The sequence below is a fragment of the Mesorhizobium sp. M0991 genome (assembly GCF_040318915.1).
GTDB lineage: Bacteria > Pseudomonadota > Alphaproteobacteria > Rhizobiales > Rhizobiaceae > Mesorhizobium.
This window is the reverse complement of sequence record NZ_JAMYNE010000012.1, coordinates 1-23,462: the sequence shown is the minus strand read 5'-3', so window position 1 is coordinate 23,462 and position 23,462 is coordinate 1. Positions and strand designations below refer to the sequence as shown.

Annotated in this window: 19 protein-coding genes, 1 pseudogene and 1 riboswitch; of the genes and pseudogenes, 14 read left to right on the top strand and 6 right to left on the bottom strand. The window is 63.1% G+C overall.

Annotation, left to right across the window (positions count from 1 at the left end):
- The first annotated feature begins 254 nt into the window (after positions 1–254).
- The 5 genes from glmM (at position 255) to serA (ending at position 6,798) form a co-directional block, all read left to right on the top strand.
- Positions 255–1,607, top strand: coding sequence for a phosphoglucosamine mutase (gene glmM, locus NKH70_RS18435; RefSeq protein WP_292664754.1), 1,353 nt, complete (start codon positions 255–257; stop codon positions 1,605–1,607).
- A 226-nt stretch (positions 1,608–1,833) separates the two neighbouring features.
- Positions 1,834–2,661: an outer membrane protein gene (locus tag NKH70_RS18430; RefSeq protein WP_352909924.1), complete on the top strand. Its 828-nt coding sequence runs from the start codon at positions 1,834–1,836 to the stop codon at positions 2,659–2,661.
- Positions 2,662–2,893: 232 nt separating this feature from the next.
- Positions 2,894–3,667 carry an outer membrane protein gene (locus NKH70_RS18425; RefSeq protein WP_352979193.1) on the top strand — a complete coding sequence of 258 codons (774 nt, stop codon included), beginning with the start codon at positions 2,894–2,896 and terminating at the stop codon, positions 3,665–3,667.
- A 182-nt stretch (positions 3,668–3,849) separates the two neighbouring features.
- Positions 3,850–5,025, top strand: a complete 1,176-nt coding sequence (locus NKH70_RS18420) for a phosphoserine transaminase (protein ID WP_352909927.1) — start codon at positions 3,850–3,852, stop codon at positions 5,023–5,025.
- Positions 5,026–5,199: 174 nt separating this feature from the next.
- Entirely contained in the window at positions 5,200–6,798 is a 1,599-nt protein-coding gene (gene serA, locus NKH70_RS18415) for a phosphoglycerate dehydrogenase (RefSeq protein WP_352714418.1), read from the top strand.
- An 85-nt stretch (positions 6,799–6,883) separates the two neighbouring features.
- Here the strand turns inward: serA and NKH70_RS18410 are convergent, their stop codons facing one another.
- The gene (locus NKH70_RS18410; protein ID WP_352979195.1) at positions 6,884–7,786 is read right to left on the bottom strand and encodes a DMT family transporter; all 903 of its coding nucleotides are present in this window, start codon (positions 7,784–7,786) and stop codon (positions 6,884–6,886) included.
- A gap of 314 nt (positions 7,787–8,100) precedes the next feature.
- Here NKH70_RS18410 and NKH70_RS18405 point away from each other — a divergent pair, with 314 nt between their 5' ends.
- Entirely contained in the window at positions 8,101–9,399 is a 1,299-nt protein-coding gene (locus NKH70_RS18405) for an adenylosuccinate synthase (protein ID WP_023680654.1), read from the top strand.
- Between the two features lie 73 nt (positions 9,400–9,472).
- Positions 9,473–11,179 (top strand): hypothetical protein, encoded by a 1,707-nt coding sequence (locus NKH70_RS18400; protein ID WP_352909931.1) that lies wholly within the window; start codon positions 9,473–9,475, stop codon positions 11,177–11,179.
- A 31-nt stretch (positions 11,180–11,210) separates the two neighbouring features.
- Here the strand turns inward: NKH70_RS18400 and NKH70_RS18395 are convergent, their stop codons facing one another.
- The 4 genes from NKH70_RS18395 to NKH70_RS18380 form a co-directional block, all read right to left on the bottom strand.
- Positions 11,211–11,510 (bottom strand): CcdB family protein, encoded by a 300-nt coding sequence (locus NKH70_RS18395; protein WP_352714412.1) that lies wholly within the window; start codon positions 11,508–11,510, stop codon positions 11,211–11,213.
- A complete protein-coding gene (locus tag NKH70_RS18390; RefSeq protein WP_352714411.1) occupies positions 11,510–11,752 on the bottom strand; it encodes a type II toxin-antitoxin system CcdA family antitoxin in 243 nt (80 codons plus the stop codon). Before NKH70_RS18390 ends, NKH70_RS18395 begins: the two co-directional genes overlap by 1 nt.
- A gap of 64 nt (positions 11,753–11,816) precedes the next feature.
- A complete protein-coding gene (locus NKH70_RS18385) occupies positions 11,817–13,637 on the bottom strand; it encodes an ABC-F family ATP-binding cassette domain-containing protein (protein WP_352909934.1) in 1,821 nt (606 codons plus the stop codon).
- Position 13,638: 1 nt separating this feature from the next.
- Positions 13,639–14,283, bottom strand: coding sequence for a thiamine diphosphokinase (locus NKH70_RS18380; RefSeq protein ID WP_352714407.1), 645 nt, complete (start codon positions 14,281–14,283; stop codon positions 13,639–13,641).
- A gap of 127 nt (positions 14,284–14,410) precedes the next feature.
- Positions 14,411–14,525: riboswitch (TPP riboswitch) on the top strand.
- Positions 14,526–14,568: 43 nt separating this feature from the next.
- Between NKH70_RS18380 and thiB the strand changes: the two genes are divergently transcribed.
- The 4 genes from thiB to NKH70_RS18360 all read left to right on the top strand — a co-directional run bounded on the left by thiB (position 14,569) and on the right by NKH70_RS18360 (position 19,959).
- Positions 14,569–15,582, top strand: coding sequence for a thiamine ABC transporter substrate binding subunit (thiB, locus tag NKH70_RS18375; protein ID WP_352909937.1), 1,014 nt, complete (start codon positions 14,569–14,571; stop codon positions 15,580–15,582).
- 248 nt (positions 15,583–15,830) lie between these two features.
- Positions 15,831–17,447: a thiamine/thiamine pyrophosphate ABC transporter permease gene (gene thiP, locus NKH70_RS18370; protein WP_352979199.1), complete on the top strand. Its 1,617-nt coding sequence runs from the start codon at positions 15,831–15,833 to the stop codon at positions 17,445–17,447.
- Positions 17,444–18,235, top strand: coding sequence for a thiamine ABC transporter ATP-binding protein (gene thiQ, locus NKH70_RS18365; protein WP_352714403.1), 792 nt, complete (start codon positions 17,444–17,446; stop codon positions 18,233–18,235). The genes thiP and thiQ overlap by 4 nt, the downstream gene beginning before the upstream one ends.
- Before the next feature lie 254 nt (positions 18,236–18,489).
- Entirely contained in the window at positions 18,490–19,959 is a 1,470-nt protein-coding gene (locus tag NKH70_RS18360) for a M48 family metalloprotease (RefSeq protein WP_352909942.1), read from the top strand.
- Positions 19,960–19,972: 13 nt separating this feature from the next.
- On the opposite strand, the gene NKH70_RS18355 is transcribed toward NKH70_RS18360, so the two are convergent.
- A complete protein-coding gene (locus NKH70_RS18355) occupies positions 19,973–20,830 on the bottom strand; it encodes an RNA polymerase factor sigma-32 (RefSeq protein WP_352714400.1) in 858 nt (285 codons plus the stop codon).
- 325 nt (positions 20,831–21,155) lie between these two features.
- Between NKH70_RS18355 and NKH70_RS18350 the strand changes: the two genes are divergently transcribed.
- The 3 genes and pseudogenes from NKH70_RS18350 to NKH70_RS18340 all read left to right on the top strand — a co-directional run.
- Complete coding sequence (locus NKH70_RS18350; RefSeq protein WP_352979200.1) at positions 21,156–21,929, top strand: amino acid ABC transporter substrate-binding protein; 774 nt, start codon at positions 21,156–21,158, stop codon at positions 21,927–21,929.
- A gap of 122 nt (positions 21,930–22,051) precedes the next feature.
- Positions 22,052–22,732, top strand: coding sequence for an ABC transporter permease subunit (locus tag NKH70_RS18345; RefSeq protein WP_352909945.1), 681 nt, complete (start codon positions 22,052–22,054; stop codon positions 22,730–22,732).
- Positions 22,729–23,379 (top strand): annotated as a pseudogene (locus tag NKH70_RS18340) (amino acid ABC transporter ATP-binding protein); the annotation flags it as partial. The gene NKH70_RS18345 and the pseudogene NKH70_RS18340, both read left to right, overlap by 4 nt.
- Between the last annotated feature and the right edge of the window lie 83 nt (positions 23,380–23,462).

The window sequence follows — 23,462 nt, the reverse complement described above, 5'->3', positions numbered from 1 at the left end:
ACGATGCGGATTCGGGTTCAAGGCCACACTGCCACTAACCAAAGGATCCAGATGAGGTTTTAGGTTGACGTTTCTGATGCTGCTGCCGCAACAAGGGCTCGAAACTTGAAAATCAACACACTAGCGTGACGCAAAACACACAAAACAACAATTTTCTAAGGATTGGTCGTCCATAATCATACAATGTGATGACGGGGCTTGGGCCATTTTATGGCATGAGATGCTCGGAAAGAACCATCGGGAAGCTGGCGAACATGGCAGGACATTATTTCGGTACGGACGGCATTCGTGGGCGCGCCAACAAGTTTCCAATGACGGCGGAGGTCGCCATGCGGGTCGGCATGGCCGCCGGCCTCTCGTTCCAGCGCGGCAGCCACCGCCACCGCGTCGTGCTCGGCAAGGATACCAGGCTTTCCGGCTACATGATCGAGAACGCGATGGTATCCGGCCTGTGCGCCGCCGGCATGGATGTCTTCCTGCTCGGCCCGATCCCGACGCCCGCAGTTGCCATGCTGGTGCGCTCGCTGCGCGCCGATATCGGCGTGATGATTTCTGCCTCGCACAACCCCTATTACGACAACGGCATCAAGCTGTTCGGCCCCGATGGCTACAAGCTGTCCGATGAGATCGAGGAGCGTATCGAGGGGATGCTCGACAAGGATATCGAACTGGCGCTCGCCGATTCCGATGGGCTCGGCCGCGCCAAACGCGTCGACGGCGTGCATGACCGCTATATCGAATTCGCCAAGCGCACGCTGCCGCGCTCAATGTCGCTGTCGGGGCTGCGCATCGTCGTCGATTGCGCCAATGGCGCCGCCTACAAGGTGGCGCCTGACGCGCTATGGGAACTCGGCGCCGAGGTCGTTGCCATCAATGTCGAGCCCAACGGCTTCAACATCAACAAGGAATGCGGCTCGACCCATCCGGCCGGCCTGCAAAAGAAGGTGCACGAGGTGCGCGCCGACATCGGCATTGCGCTCGACGGCGATGCCGACCGCGTCGTCATCGTCGACGAGAACGGCGCGATCGTCGATGGCGACCAGATCATGGCGCTGATCGCCGAGTCGTGGCACCAGAGCGGACGGCTGGCCGGCGGCGGCGTCGTCTCGACGGTGATGTCCAATCTCGGCCTCGAACGCTTCCTCGGCGACATGAACCTGCAGTTGCATCGCACCAAGGTCGGCGACCGCTATGTCGTCGAGCACATGCGTGCCCATGGGCTCAATGTCGGCGGCGAACAGTCGGGCCACATCGTACTGTCCGATTTCTCGACCACCGGCGACGGCCTCGTCTCGGCGCTCCAGGTGCTCGCCTGCATCAAGCGGCAGAACCGGCCGGTCAGCGAATTGTCGAAGAAATTCGAGCCGGTGCCGCAGCTTTTGAAGAATGTGCATATTTCCGGCGGCAAGCCTCTGGAAGAGGCGCCGGTCAAGGCAGCGATCGAAGATGCGCGCAATCGCCTCGGCAAGGCCGGGCGCCTGGTCATCCGGCCATCCGGCACGGAGCCGCTCATCCGCGTCATGGCGGAGGGCGATGACCCGCAGCTTGTCGAGTCCGTCGTCAACGACATCGTCGAGGTCATTTCAGAAACGCGCAGCGCCGCCTGATCTCCTTCCAACGTCAGTTCAAAAAGCCCGCCTTTCCGGCGGGCTTTTTGTTGGATCGCCTGTCAGTCCTGCTACAGCAACGGTCGCCAGATTCCTTGGACTTTAGAGATTCGTGGTTAATCGATACGGTTAAACGCCTTTTAACCTTTCCGATTCATTATCCACAACTGAGATCAATCACATTTCGGGCGCGTTCGCCGTTCGAGGGTTCTCAGGGGTGATAAGCATGTTCAACACAGCAAGAATGGCTCTCCTGGCCGCGCTGTTTGCCGGCGCCGGACCGGCATTCGCCGCCGATTTCGCCGAGCCGCCCGTGGTCGAGGAGGCACCGCCACCGGTCGTCTACGAGCCGCCGGCCGAGTATGGCGGCTGGTATATCCGCGGCGACATCGACTATCACTGGTCGAAGTTTCGCGGCGCCGACTACATCACCTACGGACCGCCTCCCGGGACAGGTACTTTTGACAGCGGCAAGCTGAAGAGTGCCTTCTCGGCCGGTGCCGGCGTCGGCTATCAAATCGACCGGCACTTCCGCACCGACTTGACCGCGGACTGGATGAGCAAATCCACTTTCCGCGGCTCGACCAGCGGCATCTGTCTCGATGGAGATCCCTGTACTTCGGTCGACACCTCGTCCTATACGGCGCTGCTGCTGCTCGCCAACGCCTATGTCGATATCGGCACATGGCACGGTATCACGCCCTATGTCGGTGCCGGCATCGGCGGTGCCTGGGTTAAGTGGGATACACTCCACAACAGTGATGAAGACGGTGAATTCTTCCACCACGGCGGCAAGGGCTGGCGTTTTGCCTATGCTGCCATGGTTGGTGCATCCTACTGTTTGACCGATCGCGTCAAGCTCGACGTCGGCTACCGCTACAGCCATATAAACGGTGGGAAGATGTTCGACTTCGGCAGCGGCGTCGGCCCCGGCTATGACGACGGCATCAATGTTCATGAGGTGCGCGGCGGCCTGCGCTATCAGTTCGGCAGATCGGACTGCGTCGAACCGGAACCCTATGTTCCGGAGCCGGAGCCGGTCTACACCAAGTAAGCGCTTCGAAATCGAGGAATTTGTCGATCGCCCGGCTGATGCCGGGCGGTTTCGTTTGGCTGCCTGAAGATGCTGCGACGCTCTGTGACACCGTCCAGCTCGAGGGGCGCAAACGGATCAAATCAATTGCTAACGCCTTGTTATCCTTAACCCGCACTTAACCACTATGGTTAACAATGCTCCCTGAAACGGCGCGCGATCGCGAATGCGCCAAGTTCGGGAGCCGAGGACCATGACATTCAAATCGCCTGTAGCACTGGCGCTTGCAGCAGTCGTCCTGATGCCGCTGACGCCGGCGCTTGGCGCCGATTACGATCCGCCGGTCTATGTCGACCAGGCGCCGGATTATGTGCCGGTCGAGGTTGGCTCGGGATGGTATCTGCGCGGCGATGTCTCCTATCTGGTGCAGAAGAGCTTCAAGGATGAGGATTTCGCCTTCACGCCCGCGAGCTTCGACGAAAAGGAAGATCCCATCTTCGCCAGCATTGGCTTCGGCTACCATTTCAACGACTATCTGCGCGCCGATCTCAATGTCGGTTATCTGCCCGGCAACAAGATCGACATCGGTTACGACGATACAGGGATTGTGGTGCTACCGGCAACGGCGACGGTGGCATCAGCATCCCTGAAGAACTATGCCTTCTCGGGCATACTCAATGGCTACGTCGATCTTGGCACGTATGTCGGAATCACGCCCTATCTCGGCGCTGGTATCGGTATCCTGCAGAGCAAGCGTCGCCTCTCGGCGAGCTACTTCACCGACAACGCCGACCCCACCGACGATTTCGTCCGGCATGACAACAAGACCCAGTACTCCTTCGCCTACACGCTGAATGCCGGCTTTGCCTACCAGGTGTCCAAGAATGTCTCAGTCGATCTGGGCTATCAGTATTTTTCCGCGCCAGACGCCGAATATGTGACTGCCGAGAGCCTGACTTCTTTTCCGATCCGCAAAGGAATCAACAATCATCAAGTCAAAGTCGGACTGCGCTACGATCTCTGGTAGGCTCGATCGAAGCCGAGGCGTTAACAATGGCGGGTCGTAGGCCCGCCGTTTGCGTTTCGCCGCCGGCAATATCCCGACAGCGACAAAAACTTTCCCCTTGACGCCGAAAGCCTGAACGCATATCGCCGTCCGTGGGCCACCCCTCCCCAACGAGGGGCCACTATCTGGAAGGATAGACCACGATGACGACGCATACGAAGCCCGGACTCCGTCCGGCAAATCCCAATTTTTCCTCAGGTCCTTGTGCAAAACGCCCCGGCTGGTCGGTCGAGGCGCTCAAAAATGCCGCGCTCGGGCGCTCGCACCGTGCCAAGATCGGCAAGACCAAGCTCGAACAAGCGATCGAGCTGACGCGGGAAATCCTCCAGGTTCCGGCGGATTACCGCATCGGCATCGTGCCGGCCTCGGATACCGGTGCGGTCGAAATGGCGCTGTGGTCGCTGCTCGGCGAACGCGGCGTCGACATGGTCGCCTGGGAGAGCTTCGGCTCCGGCTGGGTCACCGATGTGGTCAAGCAGCTGAGGCTCGCCGATGTGCGCAGGTTAGAGGCCGACTACGGCGCACTGCCCGACCTGACCAAAATCGACTTCGACCGCGACGTGGTCTTCACCTGGAACGGCACGACGTCGGGCGTGCGCGTGCCGAACGGCGATTTCATCCCGGCCACCCGCAAGGGGCTGACCATTTGCGACGCCACTTCGGCGGCTTTTGCGCAAAAGCTCGATTTTCAGAAACTCGACGTCGTCACCTTCTCCTGGCAGAAGGTGCTGGGCGGTGAGGGCGCGCACGGCATGCTGATCCTCAGCCCGCGCGCCGTCGAGCGTCTGGAAAGCTACAAGCCGGCCTGGCCACTGCCGAAGATCTTCCGCCTCACTTCGGGCGGCAAGCTGATCGAAGGCATCTTCAAGGGCGAGACCATCAACACCCCGTCGATGCTGTGCGTCGAGGACTATCTCGACGCGCTGCGTTGGGCGAAGTCGATCGGCGGCCTCGACGCGCTGGTCACCAGAGCGGATGCCAATGCCGCTGTTCTCGATCGCTTTGTCCGGAAATCTTCCTGGCTCGGCCATCTTGCCGTCGACCCGGCGACGCGTTCGAACACATCGGTCTGCCTTTCCTTCACCGATCCGGATGTCGCTGCACTCGACGCCGACGGACAGGCTGCGTTCGCCAAAGCAATTGTCTCGGCGCTCGACAAGGAAGGCGTCGCCTATGACATCGGCGCCTACCGCGATGCACCGCCCGGCCTGCGCATCTGGTGTGGGGCGACAGTCGAGACTTCCGACCTCGAAGCGCTGCTGCCTTGGCTCGACTGGGCCTTTGCCGCGCAAAAGGCGTCGCTGAAGGCAGCGGCCTGATCCCTCCCCTCGAGGGAGGGTGGCCCGAAGGGCCGGGTGGGGTCGCCTCCGCCCAGCTCACCGATCCACCATCCAGAAAGATTTGGCCACGTCCGGCCGCACCGATCCCACCCCGGCGCTTCGCGCCGACCCTCCCCTCAAGGGGGAGGGGCGCCAATCGCAAAGGAACAAGCAATGCCCCGTGTTCTCGTCTCAGACAAACTTTCCACCACCGCCGTGCAGATCTTCAGGGATCGCGGCATCGAGGTCGACTATTTGCCGGATCTCGGCAAGGACAAGGAAAAACTGCTCGAAGTGATCGGCCAGTATGATGGGCTGGCCATCCGCTCGGCGACAAAGGTCACGGAGAAGTTGATCAACGCCGCGACCAGGCTGAAGGTCGTGGGCCGCGCCGGCATCGGCGTCGACAATGTCGACATTCCGGCGGCGAGCCGCAAGGGCATCATCGTGATGAACACGCCCTTCGGCAATTCGATCACCACCGCCGAGCATGCGATCGCCATGATCTTCGCGCTGGCCCGCCAGATACCGGAGGCCAACGCCTCGACCCATGCCGGCAAATGGGAAAAGAACCGCTTCATGGGTGTCGAGATCACCGGCAAGACGCTGGGCATCATCGGCTGCGGCAATATTGGCTCGATCGTCGCTACGCGCGGCGTCGGCCTGAAGATGCATGTCATCGCCTTCGATCCGTTCCTGTCGGACAGCCGCGCCGAGGAGCTCGGCGTCGAAAAGGTCGAGCTCGACGAGCTGTTCGCCCGCGCCGACTTCATCACGCTGCACACACCGCTTACCGACAAGACGCGCAACATCATCGACGCCGCGGCGATCGCCAAAATGAAGACCGGTGTGCGCATCATCAATTGTGCGCGTGGCGGGCTGGTCGTCGAGGCCGACCTGATCGCGGCACTGAAAAGCGGCAAGGTGGCCGGCGCCGGCATCGACGTGTTCGAGGTCGAACCGGCGGAGTATAATGAACTGTTCGGCCTGGAGAATGTCGTGGCGACGCCGCATCTCGGCGCGTCGACCACCGAAGCGCAGGAGAATGTCGCCCTGCATGTCGCCGAGCAGATGTCCGACTATCTGATCAAGGGCGCCGTTTCCAACGCCATCAACATGCCGTCGATCACCGCCGAAGAGGCGCCGCGGCTGAAACCTTTCGTCAAGCTTGCCGAAGTGCTCGGCGCCTTTGTCGGACAGGTCACCGAGGATCCGATCAAGGAGGTCGAGATACTGTTCGACGGCTCGACCGCGACGATGAACACGCGCGCGCTGATCAGCGCCACCCTTGCCGGGCTGATCCGGCCGCAGGTCTCCGACGTCAACATGGTGTCGGCGCCGATCATGGTGAAGGAGCGCGGCATCATCGTCGCCGAGGTCAAGCGCGACAAATCCGGCGTGTTCGACGGCTATATCAAGCTCACGGTCAAGACCGAGCACAGGACGCGCTCGATCGCCGGCACCTGCTTCTCGGATGGCAAACCGCGCTTCATCCAGATCAAGGGCATTAATCTCGACGCCGAGGTCGGCCAGCACATGCTCTACACGACCAATGCCGATGCGCCCGGCATCATCGGCCTGCTCGGCACGGTCTGCGGCGAGAACGGCGTCAACATCGCCAATTTCCAGCTCGGCCGCAACCGGCCGGGCGGCGATGCCATTGCATTGCTCTATCTCGATGCGCCATTCCCGGAAAACGTGTTGGCGCAGGTGCGCTCGCACAAGTCGATCGACTCCGCCAAGCGGCTGCATTTCGATGTCGGCGTAGCCTGAAACTCGGTCGCCCCGTGTGCAGCAGCACGCGGGGCGCTTCCACGGTCGTTGATGGATCCGTAGTGGAACGTCGCGGCAAGCGACTTCATTCAGCGGCGGATGCCGCCATCTTCCGTCCGCTGTATTCGGCGAGGCTGATGCCGCCGAGCACCAGCGCGAGAGCAAGCGTCTGATAGAGCTGGAATGTCTCACCGACAATCAGCACCGACAGCAGCGTACCGAAGATCGGCACCAGATTGATGAACAGGCCGGCCCGGTTGGCGCCGATCAGCTCGTTGCCCCTGATATAGAAGATCTGCGAGATGACCGAAGCACCGATGGCGGTATAGAACGCGACCGCCCAGCCGCGGGTATCGGGAACGATGACCTTGCCGGCGGCAATCTCCCACAGGAAGAAAGGCAGCGATGTGATGAGTGCGGCAACCGACAGCGCCAGCATCAGGCTCTGCCAGCGGATGACCGGCTTCAGCCGCAACCCCACCGAATAGAAGGAGTAGCAAAGCACGGCGACCAGCATGATCGCGTCGCCGAAATTGAGATCCAGCCTGAGAAGCTGGCGTGGATCGCCATGGCTCGCCGTCACCGCGACACCGGCGATGGTCAGCACGACGCCGATGACCTGCACGCCATTGACGCGCAGGCGAAAGAACACAAAATTGGCGATGATGATGACGATCGGGATCGCCGCCTGCTCGATCGAGACGTTGATCGCCGTCGTGTAGTTGAGCGCCGTGTAGAAGATCGTGTTGAAGAAGGCGAAGCCGCAAGCGCCGAGCCCGCCAAGCAGCAACCAGTGCCTGCGCACCACTGGCCAGTCTTGGCGCAGCGTTCCCCAGCCGATCGGCAGCAGGATCAGAACCGCCAGCAGCCAACGCAGGAAGACGAGCGTCATCGGCGAGATATGACCGACCGCCAGCTTTCCGGCCACGGAGTTGCCGCCCCACAGCAAGGTGGTGAACAGCAGGAATAGGTAGGCGGCTCGATGCATCGTGACATTCCGGCCAGGCAGAGAGAAATGCGCGGTCGTTGCGGGCCTATTGCGGCAGCTCGCGCAAGTAAATGATGTCAAAGGCGAAAATTGTTGTGCCTCGGAGCGTTTTCGGCGGCAAAGAATGGTCGCGCTCGCCGGGTCTTGACGCTATAGAGCGACGTGCGTGCAATTGGACGCTACGCGTCGGAAGGCTTTAATCCTCGCGTCGTGCTTTCCCAAAATCGATTCCGTTTTTGGGGGCCGATGCGATAGAGGCCTATCGGTTCGAACTATTTCAAGCTGCTCGTGCGGCGTCTCAAGGGAAAAGAAATATGGCCAATGTGGTGGTCGTCGGCTCGCAATGGGGCGATGAGGGCAAAGGCAAGATCGTAGACTGGCTGTCGGAGCGCGCCGATGTTGTCGTGCGCTTCCAGGGCGGCCACAATGCCGGCCACACGCTGGTCGTCGACGGCAAGGTCTACAAGCTGTCGCTGCTGCCGTCCGGCGTGGTGCGGCAAGGCAAGCTGTCCATCATCGGCAATGGCGTCGTCTTCGATCCGCACGCTTTCGTCGCGGAGGTTGCGAAATTGAAAGCGCAGGGCGTCGAGGTGACGCCGGACCGCCTGAAAATAGCCGAAAACACCGCGCTTATCCTGTCCTTGCACCGGGAGCTGGACGGATTCCGCGAGGACGCCGCTTCCAATTCTGGAACGAAGATCGGCACGACCCGTCGCGGCATCGGTCCCGCCTATGAAGACAAGGTGGGCCGGCGCGCGGTCAGGGTGATGGATTTGGCGGATTTGGAAACGCTGCCCTTGAAGGTCGACAGGCTGCTGACGCACCACAATGCGCTGCGGCGCGGGCTCGGCCATGCCGAGGTTACGCATGAGGCGATCATGAGCGAGCTGATTTCGGTCGCCGACGAGATCCTGCCCTATATGGACCGCGTCTGGAAAATCCTCGACGACAAGCGCCGCGCCGGCGAGCGCATCCTGTTCGAGGGCGCGCAAGGCACGCTGCTCGATATCGACCACGGCACCTACCCGTTCGTCACCTCCTCCAACACCGTTGCCGGCCAGGCCGCTGCCGGGTCCGGTGTCGGCCCGGGCGCCATCGGCTATGTGCTCGGCATCACCAAGGCCTATACGACGCGTGTTGGCGAAGGCCCGTTTCCGACCGAGCAGAAGAACGAGATCGGCGAGTTCCTGGGCACGCGCGGCCATGAATTCGGCGTCGTCACCGGCCGTAAGCGCCGCTGCGGCTGGTTCGACGCCGTGCTGGTCCGCCAGGCTGTCGCCGTCAACGGCATCAAGGGCATTGCGCTGACCAAGCTCGATGTGCTCGATGGGCTGGACGAAATCAAGGTCTGTACCGGCTACCGCCTCGACGGCGAGGCGATCGATTACCTGCCGGCCAGCCAAGGCGCGCAGGCGCGCGTCGAACCGGTTTACGAGACGCTGGAAGGGTGGAAAGGCACCACCGCCGGCGCGCGCAGCTGGAACGACCTGCCGGCCCAGGCGGTAAAGTACGTCCGCTACATCGAAGAGCTGATCGGCGCGCCGGTCGCACTCCTTTCCACCAGCCCTGAACGGGACGACACGATACTTGTGACCGATCCGTTTCAAGACTAGTTTCTCAGCCTTTCCGGGCATTGCGGCTGATTTGCGGGGGCCGGCCCAGAAACAAATGCAGGTCGACTGACGTATGGTAGATTTTGTTCCTATTCTGAAAAAGGCGCTCGATAAACTCGGTGAGCCGTCGGCGGAAGTGCGCGCCAGGGTCTATGACAAGGCCCGTTCGTCAATCGCGAAACAACTCGCAGAGAAGGCCACGATGACGCCTTCCGATGTCGACCGGCAGATGCGTGTGCTGGAAGACGCCATCGCCAAAGTCGAGCGGGACTTCGCCAAGCCTGCGCCGCCACCCGACCCGCTGGCGGAACTGGAGGACATCTTCTCCTCCATCGACCGCAACAAGAACCAGTCCAGCCATGTCCGGCAGCCGGCAAAGACCGAGCCGCCATGGCAGCCGGCAAGGACTGAGCCGGCAAAGACGGAGCCTGCAAAGACTGGGCCAGCATGGCAGCCTACGCCCGCTAAGGCGGCACCGAACTGGCAAAAGCCGCAGCCCGTCGCTCTTTCTCAGGAGCGCGCTGGTCCGCCGCCGCCCAATATGGATATTCCGACGGCCGATGACCAAGACGGCGTTTTTCAGGGCGATGACTTTTCCAACGACGGCGGCCCCGCGGAGGACCGGTTCCAGCGGCTCCATCCCGCCGAGCGCAGGCGCAGCTATGGCGGCGTGATCGCCGCCGCTATTGCCTTGCTGGTCATTGCCGGCGGCGGCTATGGCATCTGGCTGAACAAGGATGCGTTCGGCAGCATGCTCGGCCTCGACGAGACCAAAGCCGTCGTCACCGAACCGCTGGTAAAGCCAGCCCCGGCCAAGCCGGTGGCCGATGCGGCCGTACCGGCCGCCGCGCCTCCGACGGAGGCCGGCGAAGGCGCGAAGTTCACGCAGCGCCTGACGCCCGAGGGCCACGAAGTCGATCCTGGCCCCGCGGCCGGGCAGGCGGGCATCGGCGAAGGCGAATCCGTCGCCGCACTGACCACGCCGCCGTCGGCCGCCCAAGCGCCGACCACCCCGGCACCCGCCGCGCCGGCACCGGCCGCACCTGCCGATGCGCAAGCCACGGCCAATCCTCCAGCGGTCGATGGCTCCGCTGCACCAACTCCCGCAACGCCGCCCGCCAACGGGGCAGCAGCGCCGGCCGATGCCGCAGCAGCGCCTGCAGCGGCCGCCCCGCCGCCCGCACCGGCGGCGGCACCAATGGCAGTTCCGCCGCAGGCCACGTTGGCCGTCGGCCAGAAGGCGATCTTCTACGAGGAGCGCACCAGCACCGCTCAAGGCTCGGCCGAGCCCGGCAACATCGTCTGGTCACTGGTGCAGGAATCGCCCGGCGGCGACTTGCCACCCGAGCCGGCGATCCGCGCCGAGGCGACCATTCCAGGCAAGGATATCCAGTTGCGCATGACGATCCGTCGCAACACCGACCAGACGCTGCCGGCCAGCCATATTATCGAGATGATCTTCCTGACGCCTGACGGCTTCGAGGGCGGCGGCGTCGACAACATCCTGCGTGTCGCCATGAAGGGGTCCGAGCAGGATGCCGGCAGCCCGCTGATCGGCATCCCGGCCAAGATCGCCGACGGTTTCTTCCTGGTTGCGCTCAACGACACCAAGGCGGACGAAGACGCCAATCTGACCTTGCTCAGGGGCCAGGACTGGATCGACGTGCCGGTCGTCTACAAGACCGGGCGGCGGGCGCTGCTCACCATGGAAAAGGGCATTCCCGGCGAGAAGGTGTTCGATGAGGCGCTGAAGGCCTGGCAGACAAAGACAGCGGGCTGAAGCCGGCTCGCCAGCCCAACGCTTCTCTGGCTCAGAAGCCTTGGAACAGCATGTCGAGTGCGCTCACGATGTCTTCGTGATGCTTTGACAGGTTCATCCGGCTTTCGCCTAATTCGTCCGCCGGAACCGTTGCGATCAGATGGGTGGCCATAACCATTTTTCGCCCGCTGATCTCAAGGAGAGGGTGGAGTTTGCGCATCGGCGGCGGCGTTGTTGCCATCGGGAGAAGCGGAACGACGACCCTTGTCTTGAAGTGATCAAGCATGTCGGACTGGACGTCGAGTAGATAGCTGCCTTCGATACTGCCGGCGAAGACATCGTAGAGCGCCATCAGAATTGCCGATGTTCTTTCAGCGGAATACCGTGTTTCTCGGCATAGTCGTTCCACGCTTCCATGGTGGCGCGGTTCTCGAGCTTCCATAGCCGGGTCTTTTCCGCAGCGACAGCCTCCGCAATGCCGGCTTCCGCCGCGCGTGAGACATTCACGTCCAGCCCTTTGGCTTCTTTCATGAGTTTGGAATCTATCGACAGGTTTGCCGGTTGGCGAATTGCATTCAATGCCAATTTGCGCACGGCAGCCTCCGCAATATGCGCATAATCTATGCGCATTTCCGAGCTGCAGCAACGAGGAAGTGGACTACCCCTCCATTTCTTCCCGTAGCATCTCGAGTTCCAGCCATTCCTCCTCGAGCGCTGCCAGTGTGACGCGCTCCTTGTCGAGCGCGGCAATCGTCTTCTGGAACGAGGCCGGGTCGCGCTCGTAATAGGCCGGATCGGCGATGTTGTTCTCCAGCCGCGAGATCGAGGCCGACACCGCCTCGATCTTTTTGGGCAAGGTTTCCAGCGCGAATTTCTGCTTGAACGACAGTTTCTTTGCCGGGCCCTTGGGAGCGGCCGCGTTGGTCCTGCTTGCAGCCATCGCCTCGCTGGTCTCTACCTTCGGCCGCGCCTTGCGGTCATCCAGCCTGGTGCCGCCGCGCTGCGCCAGCATGTCGGAATAGCCGCCGGCATATTCGATCCAGCGGCCGTCGCCATCCGGCGCGATGATGCTGGTCACGGTGCGGTCGAGGAAATCGCGATCGTGGCTGACCAGGATCACCGTGCCGGCAAAGCCGGCGACCAGTTCCTGCAGCAGTTCCAGCGTCTCCATGTCGAGGTCGTTGGTCGGCTCGTCGAGCACAAGCAGGTTTGCCGGCCGCGCCAAGACGCGTGCGAGAATCAGCCGTGCCCGCTCGCCGCCCGAAAGCTCGCGCACCGGCGTCCGCGCCTGTTCCGGCTTGAACAGGAAGTCCTTCATGTAAGAGACGACGTGGCGCTGCTCGCCATTGATGACGAGGTTCTCGCCGCGACCGTCGGTAAGATACTGCGCCAATGTCTCCTGCGGGTCGACGGCTTCGCGCTTCTGGTCGAGCGTGGCGATCTCCAGATTGGTGCCGAGCCGCACCGTGCCCGCGTCCGGCTTCAATTCGCCGGTCAGCATCTTCAACAGCGTCGTCTTGCCGGCGCCGTTTGGCCCGACCAGGCCGACGCGATCGCCGCGCTGGATGCGTGTCGAAAATCCCTTGACCACCGTCAGATCGCCAAAGCTCTTCTCAATGTTCTTGGCTTCGATCACCAGCTTGCCGGATTCGGCGGCGTCGCTGGCTGTCATTGTCGCCGCACCCTCGGCGCCGCGATGGCCGCGAAAGCGCTGTCGCATGGTCTGCAACTCACCGAGCCGGCGCATGTTGCGCTTGCGCCTTGCCGTCACGCCATAGCGCAGCCAGTGCTCCTCGCGCACGATCTGGCGGCCGAGCTTGTGCTGCTCGCGCTCTTCCTCCTCCAGCACCGTGTCGCGCCATTCCTCGAAATAAGCAAAGCCCTTGTCGAGGCGGCGGGTCTGGCCGCGGTCGAGCCAGATTGTGGCGCGCGACACGCGTTCGAGAAAACGGCGGTCATGCGAGATGACGACCAGCGCCGAGGAGGTGCGGGCAAGCTCCTCCTCCAGCCATTCGATGACCGAAAGGTCGAGATGATTGGTCGGCTCATCGAGGAGGAGAATGTCGGGCTCCGGCGCCATGACGCGGGCGAGGGCCGCGCGCCGCGCCTCGCCGCCGGAGAGGTCGTTCGGCCGTTCCTCGCCGGACAGGCCGAGATGCTCCATCAGATAGGTGGCGCGGTAGGGATCGTCGGCGGGTCCGAGCCCCGCCTCGACATAGGCGCGAATGGTCGCAAAACCGTCCATGTCGGGCATTTGCGGCAAATAGCGCACAGTCGCCGAGGGCTGGCGGAAGACTTCGCCGTCCTGCGGTTCGATCAGCCCGGCAGCGATCTTGAGGAGCGTCGACTTGCCCGAGCCGTTGCGGCCAACCAGGGCGATCTTGTCGCCAGCCGAAGCCGTCAGGGCGGCACCGTCGAGCAGCGGCGTGCCGCCAAAGGTCAGCTTTATCCCGTCGAGATTGAGAAGCGGCGGCGCCATATCAGCTTTCAGGTAGGGGAAAAGGATGCGCGAGCAGCAGCGCGCGGCCGCTGGCCAGCGCGATTTCCAGCCGGCCCTTGACCTCATTGGAAATGGTCAGCGACGACCCGAAGGCAACCTCGACATGGGCGAGCGGCCATTTGGCGCCGGTGACTGTCAGGCCGGCAAGATCCGAAAAGCCGAGCACCGAAAACAGTGTGCCGTCGGCATAGTCGAAGCCAACCTTTCCGGGCAGCAAGGGAATGCCTTCCTGTGCGCCGCTGGTCAAAAGCACTTCCGTTCCGCCTTCCGCCAGCCGGACGCTCAGCGCCAGATGCAGGAAGATGTGGTCGGTGCGTTTGCCGCCGAAGGCGCCTGCGAGCACAAGGCTGGTAGCACCGCGTTCGAGCGCGGCGGCGATAGCGAGTTCACCGTCGGTCTTGTCCTTTTCGGCGGGAAACACCTGCCGTGGCACGGCGGCCAGATCCTCCGGCAAATCGGCAGGCACGGAATCGAAATCGCCGACCCAGAGTTCCGGCCTCAGGCCCAGCATGCGGGCATGGCCGATGCCGGCATCGGCGGCGATAACGCGGGAGCCTTCGACCTGGCGGTCGAGCAGCGGCGTGCGGATGAGATCGCCGCCAAGCAGGATGGTGAATGTGCTCATATCTCGTGGCCCTTACCAGCCCTGCCCCGGAAACGGAAGATGAAACGGCAGACGAAACGGAAGGCTGGGCTTTGGATGCCCGGCAAACTTCCGCTTGCGCAGCACTTCGGCCGGGCCTATGTGTCGCAACGCTCTAACGGGGTGCCGGACGCGATCTTCGCGGACCGGCTGAGAGGCAAGACTGCCAACCCGCTGAACCTGATCCGGTTTGTACCGGCGGAGGGATTAGACGTTTCGGACAGCCCGACGCCTCAATTCCTTTCAACGCGAACGAAGGAGGCGCCGATGCGCAGTTTTTTCCACTCTCTTGTCTCGATTATCCTGCTTGCAGCATCCGCGCTGGCCTTGCCAGGGCAGGCATCGGCACAGGATAAGCTGACCGTCTATACCTATGAAAGCTTTACCGCCGATTGGGGTCCGGGACCGGCGGTGAAGAAGGCCTTCGAGGCCGAATGCAACTGCGTCGTCGAATTCGTCTCGGCCGCCGACGGCGTCGCGCTGCTCAACCGTGTGAAGCTGGAAGGCGCCGCGACCAAGGCCGATATCGTGCTTGGCCTCGATACCAATTTGACTGCGGACGCCAAGGCAACCGGCCTGTTTTCGCCGCACGGCGCTGTGTCGGGCGTCAGCGTCCCGGGAGCCTGGAGCGACGATATTTTCGTGCCGTTCGACTATGGCTATTTCGCCGTCGTCTACGATACGGAAAAACTGAAGAGCCCGCCGAAGAGCCTCAGGGAATTGGTCGAGGGCGATGCCGGCGACAAGATCGTCATCCAGGATCCGCGCACCTCGACGCCGGGCCTTGGCCTGCTGTTGTGGGTCAAGTCGGTCTATGGCGACAAGGCGCCGGAAGCCTGGGCCAAGCTCAAGTCAAAGGTGCTGACGGTGACGCCGGGCTGGAGCGAGGCCTACAGCCTGTTCACCAAGGGCGAGGCGCCGATGGTGCTGTCCTACACCACCTCGCCGGCCTACCATATGGTCGCCGAAAACACCGAGCGCTACCAGGCGGCGTCCTTCGAGGAGGGCGAATATCTGCAGATCGAGGTTGCGGGGATCACCACCAAGGGTGCGAAGAACCCGCTGGCGGAAAAGTTCGTTGCCTTCATGACCGGACCGAAATTCCAGGATGTCATTCCCGAAACCAACTGGATGTTCCCAGCCGGCAAGACCGACAAGCCGCTCAATCCGGCGTTCGACAAGCTTGTCAAACCGACCAAGACGTTGCTGTTCAGCCCGGAAGAGGTCGCGGCAAATCGTAAGGCTTGGGTCGATGAGTGGCTTGCGGCGATGAGCAAGTAGGATTCCATATGGTGTTCGTTCCCGCCCACCCCCCTCTGGCCTACCGGCCATCTCCCCCGCAAGGGGGGAGATTGAGCTCTCAGCCGCTTTCGCCAATCTCCACTGCGGCAGGAATGAGCGGGGCAACGAAGCTGCCGATCTCCCCCCTTGCGGGGGAGATGGCCGGTAGGCCAGAGGGGGGTGGGCGGGAACACGACCTCAGCCAAGTTCCTCCTCTCAGCACCCATCGTTAAGCTGGGTAGCGCGAAATGCAGGCTCGCCGTCCTGACTCCCGCGTCACTGCCGGCATCGTCGCGCTCGCCGCCATCGCGCTGCTGATCGGGGGGGCATTCGCCGGGCTCGTCGTCGAAGCCACACGCGACCTGTCCGGCGCCGCCTCCGCTTTCGATTCCTATCTCTTGCGCGTCGCCCGTTTCACGCTCTGGCAGGCGGTCCTTTCGACGCTGCTCTCCGTCGCGCCGGCGCTGTTCGTCGCGCGTGCCCTGTCGCGGCATCCACAGTTTTTCGGGCGAGGCTTCATCCTGCAGCTTTTCGCCGTGCCGCTGGCGCTGCCGGCCATTGTTGCCGCACTCGGTGTCCTGGCGCTCTATGGCCGCGCCGGCTATTTTGCCGGCACGCTCGGCGCGCTAGGCGGCCAGAGCTGGCCCGGCATCTACGGCCTGTCGGGCATTCTCGTGGCCCATGTTTTTTTCAATCTGCCGCTGGCAACGCGGCTGTTCCTTGAAGCGTTGCAGACCGTGCCGGCCAACCAATGGCGGCTGGCGAGCCAGCTTGGCATGGGCGCTGCGCCGGCCTTTCGGCTGATCGAATGGCCGCCGCTGCGTGCGGCCTTGCCGGGCGTTGCCGGGCTCGTTTTCATGCTGTGCATCACCTCCTTCACCATCGTGCTTACACTCGGCGGCGGACCCAGCGCGACGACGCTGGAGGTTGCCATCTACCAGGCGCTGCGTTTCGACTTCGACCCGGCGCGGGCGGTGACGCTCACCCTGCTGCAGATTGCCCTGACCTTCGTCGTCGTGCTGGCCTTGACGCGGCTCGGCGCCAATATGGTCGGGGACGCCAATCTACCGGTGGCGCCGCGCCGGTATTTTTCAGCCGGTGCGGCCGAGACCGGGCTGAACGCGCTGGTGATCGGGCTGGCATTGCTGTTTGTCGCCGGGCCGATGGCGGCGACGCTGGCAGCCGGGCTTGGCGCCGATCTCGGCCGCCTGGCCGGCGACAGCGCGGTGCGGCAAGCGACGGCGACCAGTGGCGTGCTCTCCCTTCTATCGGCGCTGCTCTCTGTTGCGTTGTCGCTGTCGCTGGTCATGGCGCGCCGGGCGCTGGCGCTCACCCGGCGAACAGGCCGGCGGACACTGCTCGAACATCTGGCCGACACCGGTGCGGGGTTCGTCCTGGTGGTGCCGCCCATCGTCATCGGCGCCGGCTGGTTCCTGCTCCTGCGCACCGTCAGCGATGTCTTTGCGATCGCCCCCGTCATGGTCGTTGCGGTCAATGCGGTGATGGCGATGCCATTCGCCATCCGCGCCATCCGCCCTGCCTTTGACGCGGCGAGCGAACGCCACGAACGGCTCTGCGCACAGCTTGGCATCTCGGGCTGGAACCGGTTGCGGCTGGTCGACTGGCCGTCGCTGCGGCGGCCGCTCGCCACCGGCTTCGCTTTCGCCATGGCGCTGTCGCTCGGCGATCTTGGCGTCATTGCGCTGTTCGGCAGCGATTCCGTGCAGACCTTGCCCTACCTGCTGCTGGCGCGCATGGGCAGTTACCGCACCGAGGATGCGGCCGGGCTGGCGCTGCTGCTCGGCCTTGTCTGCCTGGCGCTGGTGCTGACCGCGGACTTGCTGGGAAGGAGGGAGAAATCATGATGCCGATCAGCCCGGAACGGTCCATTTCGGTGGAAAAAGGCGCGGCGGTGCGGCTCGACAATGTCTCGTTCAGCTATGGTGAAACGCCGCTTACATTCGATGTCGATTTCCCGGCGTCGGAGATCACCGCCATCATGGGGCCGAGCGGTTCGGGAAAGTCGACGCTGCTCAATCTGGTGGCCGGTTTCGAGGCGCCGCGGTCGGGCCGGGTGCTGATCGGTGGCGCCGATGTCAGCACTGCGCCGCCTTCAGCGCGGCCGGTATCGATGGTGTTCCAGGAAAACAACCTGTTTGCCCATCTTTCCGTCGAGCAGAATGTCGGGCTCGGCCGCTCGCCTTCGCTCAGGCTGAGCGAGGCCGATCGCGCCGCAATCGCCGCAGCGCTGAAGCGCGTCGGCCTTGCCGGCAAGGAAAGCCGGCTGCCGCGCGAACTCTCCGGCGGCGAGCGGCAGCGCGTCGCGCTCGCCCGGGTCCTGGTGCGCGACCGACCGGTGCTGTTGCTCGACGAGCCGTTCGCTTCGCTCGGACCGGCACTGCGCGACGACATGCTCGACCTGGTGACCGACGTCCATTCGGAGCAGCGCATGACGGTGCTATTCGTCACGCACCAGCCGGACGATGCGCGCCGTATCGGCCAAAACATGGTTTTCCTGGATGGTGGCACAGTTGCCGCGACGGGCACCGCCGCTGATTTTTTCGTCGGGGCTGGACCGGAGGCATTCCGACGCTATATCGGCTCGGGTCCGTTTGCGGCCGGATCACGAGATGTTGCCCGGAAGCGGACATAATTTATGGTCAAACCGGCGGAAGGCGAAGCGGCGCTTGCTTGCCATGGTCGAGGTAGTGTGGCTAGGTCCGCCAGGAGCTGGTCCGGCCTAGACCGTGATTTGCCCTTGCTGCCTCGTATCTGTCGGACGCACGAAGGACGCCGTAGCACTTGATTTTGCGCGTGATGCTTTCCGGAAATCGCGCCCGATTTTCGCGGTCACGTCCCAGGACTTGAAAGGAAGCCGATCTGCCGACCGGCATCGACAATCGGAGGGTGAAACCGCTGGCGCGCTTTCTGGCGCTGGCCGGTCTTGCCGTGGCGCTGGCAAGCTGCCAGATGTTCACGCCTCCCGACGTGCAGGAATCGGGCTTCCAGCCCTCAGACAAGCCGATCACGGTCGACAATGTCGCCGCCAACAGCAAGCTCGCCCAACTGGCGAAGGCGCAGCACCCGCGCATCCTTGCCACCTATGGCGGTGAGTATTCCGACCCCAAGCTCGAGCGTATGGTGGCCAAGGTCGTCGGCAGACTGACCGTGGTGTCGGCCAACCCGACCCAGACCTACCGCATCACCATCCTCAACTCGCCCAACGTCAATGCCTTCGCGCTGCCGGGCGGCTATCTCTACATCACCCGCGGCCTGCTGGCATTGGCCAACGATTCGGCCGAGCTTGCCGCCGTCATTGCGCATGAGATGGGCCACGTTACGGCCAATCATGGTCTGCAGCGCCAGCAGCTGGAAGCGGAAGAGGGGTTGGCGACCAAGGTCGTTTCGGATGTGCTCGGCGACAACCCGACGGCCAAGGCGGCGCTGGTCCGCGGCAAGCTTAGGCTGGCGCAGTTCTCGCGCAATCAGGAGCTGGAGGCCGATGCCATCGGCATCAAGTCGATCGGCGAGGCCGGTTTCGATCCCTACGCCGCCGGCCGCTTCTTGCAGTCGATGTCGGCCTATACCGATTTCCGTTCCATCAGCGGCGCCACCGACGCCAGCCTCGACTTCCTGGCGACGCACCCCAACACGCCGCAGCGTATCGATCTCGCACAGCGCCACGCCCGCCAGTTCGGCGCGCCCGGTGTCGGGTCGCGCGACCGCGATTCATTCCTTGCTGGCATAGACGGGCTGCTTTACGGCGACACGCCGGAGGAAGGCTATGTGCGCGGCGAAACCTTCCTGCACCCTGGCCTCGGCGTGTCGTTCTCGGTGCCCAACGGCTTCATCATCGACAATTCGGCGGCGGCGGTGACGGCGACAGGCCCGGGCGACATCGCGATCCGCTTCGACGGCGTCTCGATCGACAAGGACCGCTCGCTGACCGACTACATCCGCAGCGGCTGGGTTGCCGGCCTCGACGACAGCAGCGTGCGCCAGGAGACGATCAATGGCAACGAAGCGGCAACCGCGCATGCCGGCGCCGATGGCTGGCAATTCGACATTGCGGTGATCCGCGCCGGCGGCCAGGTCTACCGCTTGCTGACAGCGGCGCCTTCGGCCAGCACCTCGCTGAGCACGGTGGCGCGCTCGGTCAGCGGCTCGTTCCGCATCCTGAGTGCTGCCGAGAAGGCGGCGCTGAAGCCGCTGCGTATCCGCATCGTCACGGTGCAGCCCGGCCAGACAATGGGCTCCCTGGCCGCACAGATGGTCGGCGTCGACCGCAAGCTGGATCTGTTCAGAGTGCTCAACGCGTTGTCGCCGGGTGCCGCCGTTTCGGCCGGCGACAAGGTCAAGATCGTCACCGACAAATAGCTGCCGACGCGATTCAGGCTGCGAGAAATTCCGGATTCTGCTTTACCAGCGCCGCCTTGAGCTTTTCCATGGCGCGCGCCTCGATCTGGCGGACACGTTCCTTGGAGATGCCGAGTGTTTCCCCGAGCGCTTCGAGCGTCGCGCCCTCGTCGCTCAGCCGGCGCTCCTCGATAATCCTGAGTTCTCGCGCATTGAGCGCGCCGAGCGCCGTCTTCAGCCACACCGAGCGGCGTTCGACGTCGATCGTATCGCCGACGATCTCGTCGGGTAGTGGATCATCCGAAACCAGGAACTCCATCCGCTCGGTTGCGCCCGCATCGTCGGCTAGCGGCGTGTTGAGCGAGCTGTCCGGCGCCGAAAGCCGGGAATCCATCATCGCCACATCGGCCTCGGAAACCCCGAGAGCCGCCGACACTTCGCGGTAGAGCGTGGCATTCGACGTCTGCTCGGCGCCGTTTGCCAGGCGGGCGCGCAGGCGCCGCAGGTTGAAGAACAGCGCCTTTTGCGCCGAGCTGGTGCCGCCGCGCACGATCGACCAGTTGCGCAGGATATAGTCCTGCATCGAGGCGCGAATCCACCAGGTCGCATAGGTCGAGAACCGCACCTCGCGCTCGGGCTCGAAACGGGCCGCTGCCTCCAGCAGTCCGACATGGCCTTCCTGGATCAGGTCGCCCAGCGGAAGGCCGTAGTGGCGAAACCGCGACGCCATGGAAATGACCAGCCGCATATGCGCGACGGTGATGCGGTGCAGCGCGTGCTGGTCATTGTTTTCCTTCCAGCGCAGCGCCAGGAGATGCTCTTCGTCACGTTCCAGATAAGGGGCTTTCATCGCCGCGCGAACCATGGTCCGTCCTGCACTGTCTTGCATCATGCCGCGCTCCTGCTTCAGGCGTTGCGGTGCGATCGAATCGTGAGTTGGCGCCGATGGTTGAAATGGCGGCACCGCGCCCTACAACAGCCAAGAACGTGCCATGCGGGGGAATGTTCCCCCGGACTGTCATGTCGATTGCGCTGTTCCAGGCGATTCACCACCGGCCTTGACTCAGCCGGATGGCGCCGGGAGATGCTGGTCGAGAATGGGATTTCAAGGGCGCGAGATTTTTGAAATTTAGTTTCTTATTCTGGCATCGCGCATCTGTCATTTTCCGGCACTCGCAATGACGCCGGACATCGGCCAAGGACGGGATCACAGAAAAATGAAATGGCTCAAGTCGCTCATTATCGCCGGAACGCTCCAGCTTCTGGCCATCGCCGCAAGTCATGCCGGCGCCAATCTCGACCAGATCAAGCAGTCCGGCGTCTTCAAGGTTGGCACGGAAGGAACCTATGCGCCCTTCACCTATCATGATGCTTCCGGCGCGCTGGTCGGCTTCGATGTCGAGATCGCGCGGGCAATCGCCGAGCGCCTCGGCGTCAAAGCCCAGTTCCTCGAAGGCAAATGGGACGGACTGATCGCCGGTCTCGACGCCAACCGCTACGATGCCGTCATCAACGAGGTAGGCATCACCGAGGCGCGCAAGGCCAAATATGACTTTTCCGAACCCTACATCGCCTCCAAGGCGGTGTTGATCGTGCGCGGCGACAACACCGATATCAAGAGCTTCGCCGACCTCAAGGGCAAGAAGGCGGCGCAGTCGCTGACTTCGAACTTCGGCAAGCTGGCTGAAACCAAGGGCGCCGAACTCGTCGGCACCGACGGCTTCGACCAGTCGATCCAGCTGCTTCTAACCGGCCGCGCCGACGCCACCATCAACGACAGCCTGTCCTTCCTCGATTTCAAGAAGCACAAGCCAGACGCCAATGTGAAGATTGCCGCCCAGGAAGAAAACGCCGACTATTCCGGCGTCATCGTGCGCAAGGGCGATCCGGAACTGGTGGCCGCCATCAATAAGGCGCTGGCCGACATCAAGGCCGACGGCACCTACCAGAAAATCGCCGACACCTATTTCGGCCAGGACGTTTCGAAGTAAAACGGCTTTCTCGTGTGGGCCGAACGCCGGCCCGCGTCGTTCGTATCGCGGCGAGCTGTCTTTTGACGGCCCGCCGCTTTCGCGTGATATGAGCGACGGCAATCTGGCAAGGAGGAGCCTTCGTGCCGCACTGGCTGCAATTGATGCTGGAATCCCTGCCTACGCTGCTGTGGGCTGCACTGATCTTCACCGTGCCGTTGACGCTGCTGTCGTTTGCATTCGGTCTTGTTCTCGGCCTGGTCGTGGCGCTTGTCCGGCTGTTCGGTCCCAAACCGCTGGTCGCCGTGGTCCGCTTCTACGTCTGGATATTCCGCGGCACGCCGCTTCTCGTGCAACTGTTCCTTATCTTCTACGGCCTGCCATCGATCGGCATCCTGCTCGACGCCTTTCCGGCAGCACTGATCGGCTTCACCTTGAACATCGGTGCCTATTCGTCGGAAATCATCCGCGCCGTCATCGGTTCGGTGCCCAAGGGCCAGTGGGAAGCGGCCTATTCGATCGGCATGACCTTGGCCCAGGCAATGCGGCGCACCATTCTTCCACAGGCGGGGCGCGTCGCGGTGCCGCCGCTGTCCAACACCTTCATCTCGCTGGTTAAGGACACTTCGCTCGCCGCTGCCATCACCGTGCCGGAGATGTTCCAGGCAGCGCAGCGCATCGTCGCCACCACCTATGAGCCGCTGATCCTCTATGTCGAGGCGGCGGCGCTCTATCTGGTCATGAGCTCCGTGCTGTCGGCCTTGCAGGCGCGGCTGGAAACGCGGCTCAACCGTTATGGCGGCTTCCTGGAGGCGCGCGCATGATCGGCCTCACCAACATCGAAAAGCGTTTCGGCGACAATTTGGTGCTGAAGGGTGTGACCGTCACAATCGAGGAAGGCAGCGTCACGGCGCTGGTCGGGCCATCGGGCGGCGGGAAGAGCACGCTTTTGCGCTGTATCAACCTGCTCGAGCTGCCGACGTCAGGCACGGTGCGGATCGGCGACGATGCACTCGAATTCCACCCCGGCGGCAGGGTCTCGACCAGGGATATCCAGCGGCTGCGGCTTCAGACCGGCATGGTGTTCCAGAATTTTCAGTTGTTTCCGCATCGCACTGCGATCGAGAACATCATGGAGGGGCTGGTGACCGTGCTGAAATGGCCCAAGGAAAGGGCGCGCGAACGGGCGCTCGCCCTGCTCGAAAAGGTCGGCATGGCGCACAAGGCCGATGCCTGGCCGGCGACGCTGTCAGGTGGCCAGCAGCAGCGCGTGGCGATTGCCCGGGCGCTGGCGCCTTCGCCGAAAGTCCTGCTCTGCGACGAGCCGACCTCGGCGCTCGATCCGGAACTGGCGCAGGAGGTGGTCGATGTGCTCGGCAAGCTCGCCAGCGAGGGCACGACCATGGTGATGGCGACGCATGATCTGCGGCTCGCCTCGAAGATCGCGCGGGAAGTGGTGTTCCTCGATGCGTAAGCGCGAATTTCCCCGCACCTTTTGCTGTTGAGTGCTCTGATGCATGAGGTGTCCACCAAAATAGGTGGACACCTTGTGAT